Below are 14,571 nucleotides of genomic sequence, written 5' to 3' on the forward strand. Positions count from 1 at the left end.
TACCAATGAATAAGCTGGCCAACGGGTTCCTGCTCGCCGCACTGCTGACAAGCGTCGCCCATGCACAGACCAACGCAGGCGACCAGAAATCCGATACCGAGCTTCCCTTCAAGATGACCAAGGTGGCTGACTTCGAGTTGCCCTGGCGCATCGCCTTCCTCCCCGATGGCCGCATGCTGGTAACCGAGAAGGTCGGCCGCGTGGACCTCGTGACGCAGGATGGCAAGAAGACCGAACTGAAGGGCGTGCCGGCCAGCTATTACGAAGGCCAGAACGGCATGCTCGGCGTCTTCCTCTCGCCGCATTACGCGACGGACCACTACGTCTACCTCACCTATGTCGCCCCCGGCGACTACGGCGGCGGCCTGGCCATGGGCCGGGGCAAATTGGTGGTGGACGGCGGCGAGCCGCGCATCGACGACTTCCAGGTGCTGTGGCGCCAGTTGCCCACGGGCAAGGGTGGCCAGGCCGGCGCGCAGATCGCGTTCTCGCCGGACGGCAAATACCTGTTCCTCACCGTGGGCGATCGCCAGCGATTCACCCCGGCGCAGGACCCCAACCAGCCGGAAGGCAAGATCCTGCGACTGACGCTGGACGGCAAGCCCGCACCGGGCAATCCGTGGGCCGGCAAGGTCGGCGCGCGCACCATCCCGCTGATCGATCCCGCCGCCAACACCGAGGCAGCGAAGACCGCGCCGGTCGTGAGCACGTACACCTTCCCCGGTGCCAACCTCACGCCGTCGGAAACCTGGTCGACCGGTCACCGCACGCCTTATGGCCTCGCGTTCGCTCCCGATGGGCAGCTGTGGGAACTCGAGCATGGTCCGCGCGGCGGCGACGAACTCAACCTGATCCAGCGTGGCAAGAACTATGGCTGGCCGCTGGTTTCCTACGGCGTCAACTACGACGGCGTGCCGATCCCGAGCACGGACACGCGGCCGGACCTGGTCAAGCCGGTGATCTACTGGGTGCCGGTGATCGCGCCGGGTAGCCTCATGTTCTACACCGGCAGCATGTTCCCCGAGTGGAAGGGCAGCGCGCTGATCAGCGGCCTGGTCAGCCAGGGCATCATTCGCGTGACCGTGGACGGCAAGGGTGGCGCCACGGCCGTGAACCGCTGGAGCCTGGGCAAGCGCATCCGCGACATCGAACAGGCGCCCGATGGATCGGTGTGGATTATCGAGGATGCAAAGTCCGGTGGTTTGTTCCGGCTGACGCCGAAATAAGAGCCGACGCTGGACGAACACGTCGCCGCCGAACCGGACCGTTTGGTGGCGACGCGTCGAGCTCGACGCATCGCGACCAAAGTCTATCTCCCCCAGGCCTTCGCAAGGTTCGCCTGGATCACCGGGATCAACGCCTCGTCCATCGACATGGCCTCGATACAGCGCCTGAGATAAGCGTCGTCCGCAACCATCGCAGCGCTTCTGTCCCAAGACTTCCGAACGGACGTGCCATAGGCGGCGGTGGCTTTGTCGACGGACTCGCCCCGTACCTGCCCCCATGCATCGATCATCATCGCAAGGTCGATGACGTCGCGACTCATCGTCGAACGATCAGCACCACGGTCGGCATTGGCGAGCAGCTTTTCAGCGAAAGAATCAACGCGTGTGAGGACCGGGACACCCTCGATGTCGAGCACACTCGGCTCGAACGCGATGCGCGCTTCCCGGACAAGTTCGAAACGAATGGTCGCTCCGTCGACATCGAGAAACGTGGAGATCTTGTCACGGTCGGTTCGAACGTCGCGGACATGCCGGACGGGTTTCCTCAGACGCTTGCCCGGACTTGGGCGATTCGCTGGTGATGGAGACGCTCAAACATGAAGGACTCCATTGCCATAGCGGTCGACGAGGAGCTTCAGCAGAGCGCGTTCGGCATCGTCCATCGCATCGCGATCGACCAGGTCCCAATTCCGCTCATAAAGCGCGAGCGCTTCGGGCTCGGCAATGGTCCGCTTGCCAGGACGGTTCCAGGCCAACCGTCGCAGTTGCGGAAACGCATCGATGGCGACCATGGGTTGGGCAACGGCGGGAACGAGGTTCAGCGCGCGCATCACCGCGGCATACGTTCCCATCGCCACGGACGGCCTGCCCTGCTCGACTTCGATCAGCTTTTGCCTGCCAACGCCCGCCGCCCTGGCGACCTCGGCCTGCGTGCGGCCCAGCCGGGCGCGCTCGGCCCGGATGGCTTGCCCGAGATCGTGCAGGGGATCTGGATGGAGGGTGTGAGCTTGCATGTCTCGAATATACGACATTTACGCCAAATGTCACGTTTACGAGACATGCGCGGTCACGCTGGGGCACGGGCGCGTCGCCGGATTGCATGACAACGAGGCTCACTCCCTGGTCGATAGCCGCGTCCGCGGGCCTCAACTGCCCGGCGTCAGCCCCGCAGAAATGGCCCCGGCATATCCAGCCGAGAGGCTCCCGCCGTTGTAGGTTTTGCCTGCGACGTCGTCGTAGAGCCAGAGGAAGGCGCCGGTGACACCGCACTGCCCTTCCCATCCGGAAATGGTCGTCTGCGCCGACGGCACCGACACGCCACCCGACACCGTCGTGTCGGCGATGCCGGGATAGACCGGCACGCCGCCGAAGTTCCAGCCCGAGCATGGGTTGTTGCCGGAGCCACCCGAGTAGGCCTGCAGGTGCACGCCATCGATGGTGCCCGCCCGCTGCTGGTTGACCTGTGACACGACGCCGGTCCAGTACGATGCGTTGGTGTAGGCATCCGGCATCACGTGGTAGCCGAGCTTGCCGAGCATGACCGAGAAACTCACCGTCGATGCGGTGTCGTAGCTGTTCTCGTCATCCAGGTCGATGGCATCGATCGAAGGAATCGCGGCCTTCAGTGCCTGGAAGTTCCGGTACAGGATGCCCTGCGCGCCGACGCCGCCGTTGGCACCCGTGTCGTTCGCCAGCGCCTTGATGTGCTGGAAATCGCCCACGTTGGACGAGCCGATGCTGAAGGTGATCCGTTTGACGCCGGCCGATTTCAGACTGGCCAGCGTGTTGGCAAAGCCCGGATAGGTCTGGTCGCCGACGTAGCTGCCATTCGACACGATCGGAAACTCGCCGTTGATGTTCAGGTCGCCATTGGACGCGACTTCGACGCTCCAGACGATCACTTCATCGAAGCCGGATTGACTGAGTTCAGGCAGAGCGGCCGACGGATTCTTGTAGATCGGGCCGCCCGTGAAGATGCCGACGTAGCCAGTGGATGCTGCGAAGGACGCCTGGCTTCCGAGCAACCCCGTCGCCACAAGGGCAAGGGCCATCAGTGACTTCGCGCGGAGCGGTCGAATCGAATTGCGCATGTCGCGGTTCTCCATCGTGGTGAGGGCAGCTCGGATGCGATATCGCAACCATGCTGGCTACCGCGACCACGACGTGCCGTGACCTGTTCGGCAAAACGGGCGTGAAGAGACGCCTTCACTTTCTTGCGGTTCGCCACGCCAGTGCATCACCGGCGTTGCATCCACCGACGCCACACGACGCGTCGAGTTGCCTGCGATTGGCAAACCACAGGCCCAGTGACCCAGACGAAATGGCGCCAAGGATCAGGAAAGCGCCTTCGTAGCCAATCGACTCAGCGATGACGCCACCCAGCGCAGGACTGAGCGCCGCACCGATCCCTTGCATCGTCATCACCGCACCCTGCGCGACATTGACGCGCCCCGTACCCTGCATCAGCTTCGCCACCAGCGCCGGTACCGCGACGCTCTGCAAGCCGGCGCCGATGCCGTCCAGCGCCTGCACGGGATAGACACCCCACCGATTGATGAAAAGCGCGGCAAGCAGTCCTCGCACGGGCAGCGCGATGAACGTGACGAGGATGATCCACCAATAGCCCGTGCTGCGGATCATGCGCATGGCGACGAGCGAGGCCACCACCATCACCAGCTGCGCCACGACGATGGTCAGCGCCGTGAACGCGCTGGGCTCGCCCTGGTGCGCGGCGACCACGGCCAGGCCATACAGCGGCAGCATCGCCGCGTTGCCAAGATGGAACAGCGCCAGTGCACCGGATAGAAGCAGCAACGGACGGCATGTCAGCAGGATCGAAAAGCCCGATGGCGCTTCGTCCCCGGCATCGTGTGCTTCGAGTCCACGCGCGGCGCGATGGTCGATCGCATCGCCGGGGATAAGCAACACCGACACCACCGCGAGCACGCCGAACACCGCGGCCACGAGGAACACACCGCCGAAACCGAACTTCCAGCCGATATAGCCGGAGACGCTCGCCCCGACCACGTTGCCCGCGTGGTTCGCGACTTGGTTGCGGCCGAACTGATGGGTGAAGCCCCTCGCCCGGGTCATGCCCAGCGTCATGCCGGCGATGGCCGGCCCAAGCAACGCACCGGCGACCGCGGTCGCCACCTGGGACAGCACCACCATCGAAAAGGAGTGCGCATACCAGACGACGCACGAGGCGATGACGGTGCAGATGCACGAGACGACGATGGCCAGGCGTTTGTGCCGGGTGGCATCGATGACGGCGCCCGCAGGCGCGGTGACAAGCAGGCCTGCGACGCCGCCGATCGTCATTACCGTACCGATGGCCCCGGTCCGCCAGCCGATCGACTGCAGGAACACGCCAAGGAAGGGCCCGATCCCTGCCTGCACGTCGGCAACGAAGAAGTTCAACGCCTCCAGCGAGCGATGGCCCCTCACAAGGGGCTGGCGATCGCTGCCTGCGTGGGGAGACGCTTTGGACATGATGCCGACTCTTGGGAATGGTCGATCCTAGGTCGGCAGATTGCACGCGTTTGTGAAGGCTGGGGGATTGCATGGCTTCACGTGGACCAGAACCCCGTCGTGATGCCATGGCGCGCCAAGCCGAGCGCGCCCCGGCGCTTTTTCCCAAAAGGAAACCGCATGACCGACCTTGCCCCTCTCTTCACGCCCTTCCGTGCCGGTGACATCGAGCTGGCCAATCGCATCGTCATGGCGCCGCTGACCCGCGACCGTGCCGGTCCCGGCATGGTGCCCCGCCCGATCGCCGCCGAGTATTACGGCCAGCGAGCCGAGGCCGGCCTGATCGTCACCGAGGCGACGCAGATATCGCCGCAGGGCCAGGGCTATCTCGACACGCCGGGCATCCATAGCGCGGCGCAGGTGGCGGGCTGGAAGAACGTGACTGACGCGGTGCATAAGCGTGGCGGCAAGATCGTGCTGCAGCTGTGGCACGTGGGCCGCATCTCGCACACCTCATTGCAGGAAGGCGGCAAGGCACCGGTTGCACCGTCGGCCATCCGCGCGAAGAGCCGCACGATGACGGCCAAGGGCTTCGAGGCGACGTCGGAACCACGCGCGCTGGGCGCGGATGAAATCCCGCTGATTGCGCACGCCTACGCCCGCGCCACCGAACTCGCGCTGGATGCCGGCTTCGATGGCGTGGAAGTCCACGCAGCGAACGGCTACCTCATCGATCAGTTTCTCCGCGACAGGACCAACCAGCGCACCGATGCATGGGGTGGCAGCATCACCAACCGCCTTCGCTTCCTGCGCCTCGTGCTCGACAAGGTCATCGGTGTCGCGGGTGCGGGCCGGACTGGCATCCGGATTTCCCCGACCACGCCATCGAACGACATCGCCGACTCGCAACCTTGGCCGCTGTTCAGCGCCGTCGTCGACGAGCTACGCACGCGGCAGCTTGCCTATGTGCACGTGATCGAAGGCGAAACCCAGGGCGACCGCAACGTCGTTCCCTTCGACTACGAAGCGCTCCGCACGCGCTACGCCGGCAACTGGATGGTGAACAACGGCTACAACGGCGGCATGGCGGCCGATGCAGTCAGGAATGGCCTTGCCGATCTCGTGGCGTTCGGGCGTGACTTCATCAGCAATCCGGATCTCGTCACGCGCCTGCGCAACGGTTATCCGCTCGCGCCATCCAACCGCGATACGTATTACGGCGGCGGTGCCGAGGGATACACGGACTATCCGGCCTACGGCGCGAAGTGATTGACGCCGAGGGGTGTCAGACCGGTGCGCGTCGGCCGAGCTAGTCGGTCACGCCCACGATCACCGAACCTGCGTCGAAGATTGCGACGACGGCCATGCCATCCCGCAGGCCGAGGTCTTCGGCACTGTCCCTGGTGATGATCGACGCCAGGGTCGCACCGCCCTCGATCGACACCGTCACTTCGGTGTTCACGGCACCCGGGGTGACGCGGGCCACGGTGCCCGGTAGCTGGTTGGAGGCCGACAGGCTCCCCTGCCCAGGCAACCCGAGGATAACCCAGCTCGCCTTGATGAGCGCCACCACGGGGCGCCCAGGCACCAGGCCGAGATGATCGGTGCTGTCCCGGGTCACGGTGGCGACCAGTCGAGCGCCGCCCGTGGTGCGAATGGCCACGCTGTCGTTCACCGCCCCCTGCTGGACATGGTCGACGACGCCGGCCAGCTGGTTCCTCGCGCTCGTTCGCATGGTCAGGTGCCTCAGCAGATGGATGTCATGGGTGGCCTCGTCGCCAAGCGACGCGAGGTGTTCGACGAACAGGCGATGGGCTGCTTCGATGCTGCGAAACGAGGCGACGAGGCGCTCGGCGCGCGGCGTGAGGGTTGCGCCGCCCCCGCCCTTGCCGCCCGTGGCACGTAGCACGAGCGCTTCGCCAGCGAGGTTGTTCATGGCCTCGACCGCGTCCCAGGCGCCCTTGTAGCTCATGCCGACGGCCTTCGCGGCCGCGGTGATCGATCCGGTCTGGCCGATCTGGAACAGCAGGTCCACGCGGTCCTGGCCGCCCCAGCGCCGCGAACCATCCGTAAGCCAAAGGGAGCCGTCGTACTGAAGCATGCCGCGCCCGCGCCGTGGGAGACCGGACCAGTCTACCGCTCTCCCCGGCGGCCGAGCCGGGGCCGGCCAGGGTCGAAATTTACAGGCCGCTGGCCGACGGGCTCGTGTAGCCTCAAGAAATCGCTGTATACCTCGCTATATATCGCGAAGGACGTTCCGGACTGCCTGGGGAATGGGGAGACACCATGAAACGACTGATCTTCGGCGCCGTGGCGCTGCTTTGTCCCGTGTTCGGCGCGATGGCCCAGGTCGCAGATGCGCCTTCGGCGGTCGACGACAGGAAGGACGCGACGACCCTCGACAACGTGACGGTCTCCGCCCGGCAGCGCGAAGAAAACCTGCAAAAGGTCCCCATCGCGGTCTCGGTGGTCAGCGGCGAATGGCTCGACCGCGCCTACACGGTCAACACCCAGCAGCTGAGCCAGCTGGTTCCCTCGCTCTACTACAACTCGGCCAATCCCCGTAACACGGCCTATACGATTCGCGGACTCGGTTCGAACACGCTGTCGGTCAGCGCGGCGAACGATGGCATCGAGCCGGGGGTCGGCTTTTATGTCGACGGCGTGTACCACGGACGCCCGGCCACGGCGGCGTTCGACTTCACCGATATCGATCGCATCGAAGTCCTGCGCGGACCGCAGGGCACGCTGTTCGGAAAAAACACGACGGCGGGTGCGATCAACATCACGAGCCGCGCGCCCACGTTCGTGCCGGAGGGCAATGGCGAGATCTCCTACGGCGAGCAGGGTTTCGTGCAGGCCAAGGGCACGGTATCGGGCCCGATCACCCAGACCGTTGCGGCACGCGTGTCGGCGCAGTTCACAGAGCGCGACGGCACCCTGCACAACGTGGCGAACGGCAAGGACGAGAACGCGATCAAGAACTACGCCTTGCGCGGCCAGCTGCTGTTCAAGCCCGACGATGACCTCAATGTACGGCTGATCGGCGATCTCTCCAGCCTGAACTCGGACTGCTGCACGCAGAACTACCTGCGTGTCGGCAAGACCCTGAAAAGCGCCGCGCGCCAGTTCGATGGCCTGTCCGCCAACCTCCCCGCCCACGGCCTTCCCGCGTATTCGCCACCCAGCCGGAACATCTACGATCGCCTGACCGACATCGATGCGCCACTGCACATCGACACGCAGGATGGCGGCGTCTCGCTCAACGCCGACTGGAACGTGGGCCCGGTCACGCTGACCTCGATCTCCGCATGGCGTTACTGGAAATGGGACGTGGCGAACGATCGCGATTACACCGGCGTTCCCGTGCAGCTAATCCAGCGCATCCCGTCGCGCCAGGACCAGTACAGCCAGGAATTCCGCGTGGCCTCGAACGGCGATGGGCCCTTCAGCTACGTGGGCGGCCTGTATTTCTACACGCAGGAGATCAACGGCAAGCCGATCAGCGTGTACGGCCCCGCCGCGGCGTACTGGCTGATCAGCACCACCAGCTTCCCGAACATGCCGGACAACCTCGCCGATGGTTACGGCCAGTACGGCACCTCGCACTACCGGATGAAGAGCTACGCCGCGTTCGGCGAGATGAACTACCAGTTCACCGACAAGCTGACCGGGACGCTCGGCGTGCGCTACACCTACGAGGACAAGAACGGCACGTACGCCACCACGGTATCCGGTGGCCTGCCGACGACCCCCGGCACGATCCAGGACAACGCGAAACTCTCGCTGTTCCGGCCACAGAGTTATCGGGCCTCCGACAACGGTGGCAATCCGTCGGGCAGGATGAACCTCGCGTATCAGTTCACCGACCAGCTGATGGGGTACGTCGGCTACGCGTACGGCTACAAGTCCGGCGGCCTCAACATGTCGGGCCTGCCGCTCGATGCCACCAATAATCCCGCGCTTGCGACGGCCGTGATCAAGGATGAAACGAACCGCACCGTCGAAGCCGGCTTCAAGTCCGCCTGGTGGGACGGCCGTGCCACGGCGAACTTCGCGGCCTACCGCACGGTGGTCAGGAACTACCAGGCCAACGTGACCTCGAGCACGGAGACGGCAGCCCTGCGCACCTACCCGGCGAACATCCCCGAGGTGCGCGTGAAGGGCGTGGAGGGCGACGTCGCGGCCCTGCTGTTCCGTGGCTTTACGCTACGGGCTTCCTTCGCCTACGCCAACGGCAAGTACACCGACTACCCCAAGGGACCCTGCCCACTGGAATGGCAGAACCCGAACGCCGCCGGTGGCTGCCAGCCCCTGGTCGCACCGGCCAGCCTGGCCAACAAGACCTCGAACCCGCGGGGAAACCCGGATGTGCCCGGTGCCTATGTGCTCACGGGGCTACCGCTCGCCGGCCTGTCGAAGTGGGTCGGCTCGCTCGGCTTCGACTACGAACTGCCGATCGGCAACGATGCGTTCCTTGTCCACGCCGACGCGAGCGCGCGCAGCGACTACAACTCGGACACCACGAACTCCATCTACACGAGGATCGCCGGGTACACCGTGGTCAACGGCAGCATCGGCTATCGCTTCCACGACAACTGGGAAGTCGACGTGTTCGCGCGCAACCTGTTCGACCGCAACTACGTCACGGCCTTGACCGTGCAAACCGGCAACTCCGGCCTGATCCTCGGACAGCCCAGCGACCCGCGCATGGTCGGGGTGACGCTGCGCGCGCACTTCTGATGTGCGGCAGCCGCCGCGCCCAGACATCGGCACCGCGGCGTGCTACGACGTCGCGCGCAGCAACGGCCCCGGCTGCAGGTGCGGATGGCTGCGCAGGTGCCCGGCCAGCATGTCGATGAAGTGGCGTACCTTGGACGAGCCGAACTTGCTCTCGCGATGCAGGATGTGCACCGGCCAGGGCTCCTCTTCGTAGTCGGCGAGGATGATCTTCAGCTGGCCGGAAGCCAGCTCTTCACCCACCTGGTAGGAGAGCAGCCGCGCGATGCCCAGCCCCGCCGCGGCGGCGCCGATCGCCGCGTCGTTGGCGGTCACGGTGAGGCGCGGCTTGATCCGCACCATCGTCGGATCGGATGCGTTACCGAACTTCCAGTCGACCCGGGGCGAGATGCCGCTGGCGGCGATGATCGTATGCCGCAGCAGGTCGCCCGGATGCTCGGGCACGCCGTGCCGGGCGAGGTAGGCCGGCGACGCACAGAGGATGCGCCGCACCTGGCCCACCCGTAGCGCCTTCATGCTCGAATCGGGCAACGGGCCAATACGCACGGCCACGTCCACGCCCTCCTCGGTCAGGCTGACCAGGCGGTCGAGGAAATACGCGGTGACGTCGACGTCCGGGAAGTCCTGCAGGAACTTCACGATGCATGGCGTGATGAAGGTTCGCCCGAACAGCACCGACGCCGTCACCGAAAGATTGCCCTTGGGCGTGGCGTTGATGCCTGCCGCCGCCTCATTCGCTTCGACGATGCTGGCGAGGATGTTGCGGGTGTCGTCGAGGTAACGCCGGCCCGCCTCGGTCAGTTTGACGTTGCGTGTCGTCCGGGCCAGCAGGTTGACGCCCAGGTCTTCCTCGAGCGTCGCGATCGCCCGCGAGACGGCCGCGGGGGACAGGTCGAGCCGGCGCGACGCCGCGGCGAAGCTTTCTTCCTCGCCGACCGCGACGAACACTCTCATCAGGTGGATCTGGTCCACGCGCTATCTCCGCCCGGCCTGCAAGCCCCGCGTGGTCCATTTTGACATCACTGCTGCGCCCAGCGGAATGGTGAATTGCCTGCGGCCACGTTCCCAGGCGGGCGGCCATGGCCAAAAATCGCCGTATTCCATACGAGGGTGAGGTCATGGGAAACAACACGCCCTTCCATGGCGGTGAGCGCGCCGTCCAGCAACGCGCCGGCGAGGCGGATATCGCCGATCGCAACGTCGCGGTGCTGAGCGACACGGTCATCGGCGGGGCTCGCCCGTTCATCGCGAAGCAGTTCATGGTCGCCCTGGGTAGCGTAGGCCCCACGGGTGACGTGTGGGCGAGCCTGCTGTTCGGCAGGCCGGGGTTTCTCCACACCCCCGATGGCAAGTCGATCCAGGTCGACGTCCCACGCGGGCTGCGCGACCCGGTCGACCCGCTGTGGTCGAACATCGAAGCCTGCAGCGACCTGGGCATGCTTTTCATCGAACTGGGCTCACGCCGGCGCTATCGCGTCAACGGCGTGGTGGGCCGGATCGACGACGAAAACGTCGAGGTCGCGATCCGCGAGGCCTACCCAAACTGTCCCAAGTACATCCAGCGTCGGCACCTGCGGGCGCTCGGCGAACCCGGGCAGGAGTCGCAGGCCGCTTACGGAACCGTGCTGCGCGGAAACGTCGTCGAGCTGGTCAGGCAGGCTGACACGCTCTTCGTCGCCAGCCACCACCCCGACACCAGTGCAGACGCATCCCACCGGGGTGGCGATGCGGGGTTCATACGGATGGTGGACGAGCGGACACTGCGGATCCCCGACTACCACGGCAATAGCCTGTTCAACACGCTCGGCAACTTCCAGGTCAATGCCCGCGCGGGCGTATGTATCCCCGACTTTGCCAACGGCCAGTTATTGCAACTGACCGGCGAGGCGAGCGTGCAATGGGACCAGGACGACCCGGGGAATACCACGGGCGGGACGCATCGATTCTGGGAGTTTCGGATTGCCAAATGGATACTTCGCGATGCCGTTCCACGGGCGGAATGGGAGTACCTCGATGCGTCGCCCTTCAACCCACCTGTCGTCCCGTGAGGAAGCCATCATGAACTACGTTCTGGCCGACCGTGCCTGAGTTGGCCATCGATCCATTCGATGGCGGCAGCAACCGGGGTATCGCCTGCGGTGACCTCGAGGATCACGCGGGACACCGAAGGCGTCAGGATCAGGCCGGCCAATGTGGACGCCACGTCATCGCGGGTCACCTGCGTGTGGCACTGGGCGAAGCCAAGGCTCACCGTTCCAACACCCGGCGTGTCCAGGAGGACGGAGGCACGAAGGATGACCCATTCCAGCCCCGAGGCGGCCAGCTCAATTTCGCTGGACTTCTTGATACGTATGTATCGCTCGAAGCTTGGATCCACGTCGCCACCGCGGAGCGCCTCAGGAAACGCAGACACGAGGAAGACCCGCATGCCTCCGACCCGCCGCGCCGCGGCAATCGTCTTCGTGACGCCGTCGCGATCCACCCGGTCCATCGCATCGTCAGGCTCGCTGTCCGCGGCACCCGCGGTGAAGACCACGACGTCGGCCTTGCCGAGCAGGACGGCGAGCGTGTCGGCATCGATATCTGCGATGTCGCCAAGCGTCGCCGTCATGCCGTTACTCGCCAGCTCCTCGACCTGGCCAGGATGGCGGGCCAGGCCATTGACGCCAACACCCGCCTCGCACAGCCTTCCCGCTAGCCGTCGGCCCGTGCGCCCCGCGATCCCGATGATGAACGCCTTCATGGAAAATTTCCTCGCGGGGCTGGGACTGCCGCTGGCAACGTCGAGATACCGATCACACCGTGTAGGCGAGTGCCCCAGTGCCGGCAAGCTTGCCGCCATCCACGATCAGGTACTCGTCCCGGATCGGGCGGCCTTGGAACCAACACTCCAGGATCTCGCGCGTCCCCGCCGCGTACCGGGCCTGTCCCGAGAGGGACGTTCCCGACATGTGGGGAGTCATGCCGTTCCACGGCATCGACCGCCAGGGGTGGTCTTTCGGCGCCGGCTGCGGATACCAGACGTCGCCGGCATAGCCCGCCAGTTGCCCGCTCTCGAGGGCCCGCACGATCGCATCGCGATCACAGATTTCCGCACGCGCCGTGTTGACGATATAGGCGCCGCGCTTCATCTTCGCCAGCAACGCATCATCGAACATGCCCATGGTTTCGGGATGCAAGGGCACATTGATCGTAACCACGTCGCAGGCACCCACCATGCCTTCGACCTTTCCATGGTAGACAAGCGAAAGTTCCTCCTCGACCTGCGCAGGCAGGCGCTTGCGCGCGTTGTAGTGCAGGTGGACACCGAATGGCTTCAGGCGTTTGAGTACGGCAAGTCCGATCCGGCCAGCGGCCACCGTGCCAACATGCATTCCCTCGATGTCGTACGAGCGCTCGACGCAATCGGCGATGTTCCAGCCGCCATTCTTCGCCCACTCGTGCGCGGGAAGGTAGTTACGCACCAGCGAAAGGATCATCATGACCGCATGCTCGGAGACGCTGATGCTGTTTGATCCCGTCACTTCGGCGACGGTGACACCGTGCTTGATGGCGGACTCGAGGTCGACATGGTCGGAGCCTATCCCGGCAGTCAAGGCGAGCTTCAGCTTCTTCGCCTTTGCAAGCCGCTCCGGGGTAAGGTAAGCCGGCCAGAACGGCTGCGATATCACCACGTCCGCGTCAGGCAAGTGCTTCTCAAACTCGGAGCCCGGCCCTTCCTTGTCCGACGTGACGACGAACTCGTGGCCGAGGCCTTCAAGGTAGGCGCGTAAACCTAGCGCACCCGACACGCATCCGAGTAATTGGCCAGGCTTGAAGTCGACCGTCGACGGCGTAGGCGCCGTCTGGCCGTTGTCGTACGTAGTGATCTGGGGAATGTCGTCCCGGGCATACGCCTTAGGCATGCCGTCGACGGGATCGGGATAAAGCACGCAGAGGATCTTCGCCATATGGGTTCTCCCTTCGCCTTATTTGTCGATGGGCAGCGGGGCGGTCGGATCCACCACGCCACTCTTTCGAAGGTCGACCCAGAAATCGTTGGGAACCTTGAAGTTGAGGGCGGCATAATCCTCGGCAATGCGCGACGGACTGCTCGCCCCGGGCACGATGGCCGCGACAGCGGGGTGGGCGAGGGAAAACTGCAGCGCCGCCGCCTTGATGGGCACCTTGTGCTTGTCGCAGAGGGCCTGGATCTTCACGACTTTCGCAGCGATCGCGGGCGGAACGGCTCCATATTCGAAGTGCTTGCCGCCGACCAGGACGCCCGAGCTGTAAGGGCCCCCGACGATCACGTCCACGCTCTTTTCGACGGCCATCGGCAGAAGACGCTGCAACGCGGATGCGTGGTCCAGGATCGAATATCGGCCGGCCAGGAGCATGCCATTGGCGCGTGGCTTGTCCAACTCCATCATGATCTCGATGGGCTCGACCTTGTTGGTGCCCTGGCCCCATGCCTTGATGACGCCTTCGTCGCGGAGCTTGTCGAGGGTGGGGAACGCGCCGCTTTGCGCCTCCTCGAACTTGGATACCCATGCGTCTCCATGGAAATCCTTGGCGAGGTCGTGGATGAAGACATAATCGAGGCGATCCAGGCCCATTCGCGCAAGGCTGTCCTTGATCGACTTCAGCGTGCCTTCCGTCGTGTAGTCATAGGCAATCTTGTTGGGCCGTCCATCCTTGAAGATATGTCCCTTCTCGCCGAACGTCCGCGTATTCGGATCATCCAGCTCATCGAGGACCAGCCGGCCCACCTTCGTCGCGATCACATACTCGTCCCTTGGCCGCTTCTTCAAGGCCTTGCCAAGTCGAATCTCCGACAGTCCAGCGCCGTAGAACGGCGCGGTGTCGAAAAACCGCGTACCCGCGTCCCAGGCCGCATCGACGGTAGCCTCGGCCTCCTCTTCCGTGATCGCGCGGTACATATTGCCAAGCGGTGCCGTGCCAAATCCCATCGGTCCGGCGAGAAGTGTGCTTCGAATACTCATGACGTATTTCCACGGGTTGGGGTGGGTACCCCTACGGTAGGACGACGAACATGGACGGCGAAACGTAATTGGTGTTAATCGGCGATAAAGACGCGAAACCACTTGATTTACGCTACTTCACGACGATTGATCACCGTTCGTGTCGATGG

General features: G+C 64.7%; 13 protein-coding genes. 4 read left to right on the forward strand and 9 right to left on the reverse strand.

All coding sequences use genetic code 11. From position 1 onward, the window contains the following. Positions 1–5: 5 nt before the first annotated feature. Positions 6–1,226 carry a PQQ-dependent sugar dehydrogenase gene (locus tag KPL74_06140; GenBank protein QWT21583.1) on the forward strand — a complete coding sequence of 407 codons (1,221 nt, stop codon included), beginning with the start codon at positions 6–8 and terminating at the stop codon, positions 1,224–1,226. 83 nt (positions 1,227–1,309) lie between these two features. On the opposite strand, the gene KPL74_06145 is transcribed toward KPL74_06140, so the two are convergent. The 4 genes from KPL74_06145 to KPL74_06160 form a co-directional block, all read right to left on the reverse strand. After that, on the reverse strand, positions 1,310–1,642 hold the full coding sequence (locus KPL74_06145) for a nucleotidyl transferase AbiEii/AbiGii toxin family protein (GenBank protein ID QWT21584.1): 333 nt from the start codon (positions 1,640–1,642) through the stop codon (positions 1,310–1,312). A gap of 174 nt (positions 1,643–1,816) precedes the next feature. Beyond that, positions 1,817–2,239, reverse strand: a complete 423-nt coding sequence (locus KPL74_06150; GenBank protein QWT21585.1) for a helix-turn-helix domain-containing protein — start codon at positions 2,237–2,239, stop codon at positions 1,817–1,819. 132 nt (positions 2,240–2,371) lie between these two features. Then, a complete protein-coding gene (locus KPL74_06155) occupies positions 2,372–3,277 on the reverse strand; it encodes a hypothetical protein (protein ID QWT21586.1) in 906 nt (301 codons plus the stop codon). Between the two features lie 154 nt (positions 3,278–3,431). Next, complete coding sequence (locus KPL74_06160; protein ID QWT21587.1) at positions 3,432–4,718, reverse strand: MFS transporter; 1,287 nt, start codon at positions 4,716–4,718, stop codon at positions 3,432–3,434. Positions 4,719–4,877: 159 nt separating this feature from the next. Between KPL74_06160 and KPL74_06165 the strand changes: the two genes are divergently transcribed. Next, on the forward strand, positions 4,878–5,966 hold the full coding sequence (locus KPL74_06165) for an alkene reductase (GenBank protein ID QWT21588.1): 1,089 nt from the start codon (positions 4,878–4,880) through the stop codon (positions 5,964–5,966). A 40-nt stretch (positions 5,967–6,006) separates the two neighbouring features. On the opposite strand, the gene KPL74_06170 is transcribed toward KPL74_06165, so the two are convergent. Next, positions 6,007–6,798 carry a TOBE domain-containing protein gene (locus tag KPL74_06170; protein QWT21589.1) on the reverse strand — a complete coding sequence of 264 codons (792 nt, stop codon included), beginning with the start codon at positions 6,796–6,798 and terminating at the stop codon, positions 6,007–6,009. A gap of 185 nt (positions 6,799–6,983) precedes the next feature. Between KPL74_06170 and KPL74_06175 the strand changes: the two genes are divergently transcribed. Further along, the gene (locus tag KPL74_06175; protein ID QWT21590.1) at positions 6,984–9,440 is read left to right on the forward strand and encodes a TonB-dependent receptor; all 2,457 of its coding nucleotides are present in this window, start codon (positions 6,984–6,986) and stop codon (positions 9,438–9,440) included. A gap of 42 nt (positions 9,441–9,482) precedes the next feature. On the opposite strand, the gene KPL74_06180 is transcribed toward KPL74_06175, so the two are convergent. Then, positions 9,483–10,409, reverse strand: coding sequence for a LysR family transcriptional regulator (locus KPL74_06180; protein ID QWT21591.1), 927 nt, complete (start codon positions 10,407–10,409; stop codon positions 9,483–9,485). A gap of 107 nt (positions 10,410–10,516) precedes the next feature. Here KPL74_06180 and KPL74_06185 point away from each other — a divergent pair, with 107 nt between their 5' ends. Then, complete coding sequence (locus tag KPL74_06185; protein QWT21592.1) at positions 10,517–11,485, forward strand: pyridoxamine 5'-phosphate oxidase family protein; 969 nt, start codon at positions 10,517–10,519, stop codon at positions 11,483–11,485. A gap of 8 nt (positions 11,486–11,493) precedes the next feature. Here KPL74_06185 and KPL74_06190 read toward each other — a convergent pair whose 3' ends face one another. From KPL74_06190 to KPL74_06200, 3 genes are read right to left on the reverse strand one after another with little or no spacing between them, the layout of a single operon-like run. Continuing rightward, positions 11,494–12,180, reverse strand: a complete 687-nt coding sequence (locus KPL74_06190) for an NAD(P)H-binding protein (protein ID QWT21593.1) — start codon at positions 12,178–12,180, stop codon at positions 11,494–11,496. Between the two features lie 52 nt (positions 12,181–12,232). Then, positions 12,233–13,387 carry an NAD-dependent formate dehydrogenase gene (locus tag KPL74_06195; protein QWT21594.1) on the reverse strand — a complete coding sequence of 385 codons (1,155 nt, stop codon included), beginning with the start codon at positions 13,385–13,387 and terminating at the stop codon, positions 12,233–12,235. A gap of 18 nt (positions 13,388–13,405) precedes the next feature. Continuing rightward, positions 13,406–14,422 carry an aldo/keto reductase gene (locus KPL74_06200; GenBank protein ID QWT22581.1) on the reverse strand — a complete coding sequence of 339 codons (1,017 nt, stop codon included), beginning with the start codon at positions 14,420–14,422 and terminating at the stop codon, positions 13,406–13,408. Positions 14,423–14,571: the final 149 nt, after the last annotated feature.

The organism is Bacillus sp. NP157 (assembly GCA_018889975.1).
Lineage (GTDB): Bacteria > Pseudomonadota > Gammaproteobacteria > Xanthomonadales > Rhodanobacteraceae > Luteibacter.

Excerpts from the sequence above, each read along its gene's own strand:
- KPL74_06140 (QWT21583.1), top strand. The coding sequence starts at position 6 with ATGAATAAGCTGGCCAACGGGTTCCTGCTCGCCGCACTGCTGACAAGC.
- KPL74_06150 (QWT21585.1), bottom strand. The coding sequence starts at position 2,239 with ATGCAAGCTCACACCCTCCATCCAGATCCCCTGCACGATCTCGGGCAA.
- KPL74_06155 (QWT21586.1), bottom strand. The coding sequence starts at position 3,277 with ATGGCCCTTGCCCTTGTGGCGACGGGGTTGCTCGGAAGCCAGGCGTCC.
- KPL74_06160 (QWT21587.1), bottom strand. The coding sequence starts at position 4,718 with ATGTCCAAAGCGTCTCCCCACGCAGGCAGCGATCGCCAGCCCCTTGTG.
- KPL74_06165 (QWT21588.1), top strand. The coding sequence starts at position 4,878 with ATGACCGACCTTGCCCCTCTCTTCACGCCCTTCCGTGCCGGTGACATC.
- KPL74_06170 (QWT21589.1), bottom strand. The coding sequence starts at position 6,798 with ATGCTTCAGTACGACGGCTCCCTTTGGCTTACGGATGGTTCGCGGCGC.
- KPL74_06175 (QWT21590.1), top strand. The coding sequence starts at position 6,984 with ATGAAACGACTGATCTTCGGCGCCGTGGCGCTGCTTTGTCCCGTGTTC.
- KPL74_06185 (QWT21592.1), top strand. The coding sequence starts at position 10,517 with ATGGCCAAAAATCGCCGTATTCCATACGAGGGTGAGGTCATGGGAAAC.
- KPL74_06190 (QWT21593.1), bottom strand. The coding sequence starts at position 12,180 with ATGAAGGCGTTCATCATCGGGATCGCGGGGCGCACGGGCCGACGGCTA.
- KPL74_06195 (QWT21594.1), bottom strand. The coding sequence starts at position 13,387 with ATGGCGAAGATCCTCTGCGTGCTTTATCCCGATCCCGTCGACGGCATG.
- KPL74_06200 (QWT22581.1), bottom strand. The coding sequence starts at position 14,422 with ATGAGTATTCGAAGCACACTTCTCGCCGGACCGATGGGATTTGGCACG.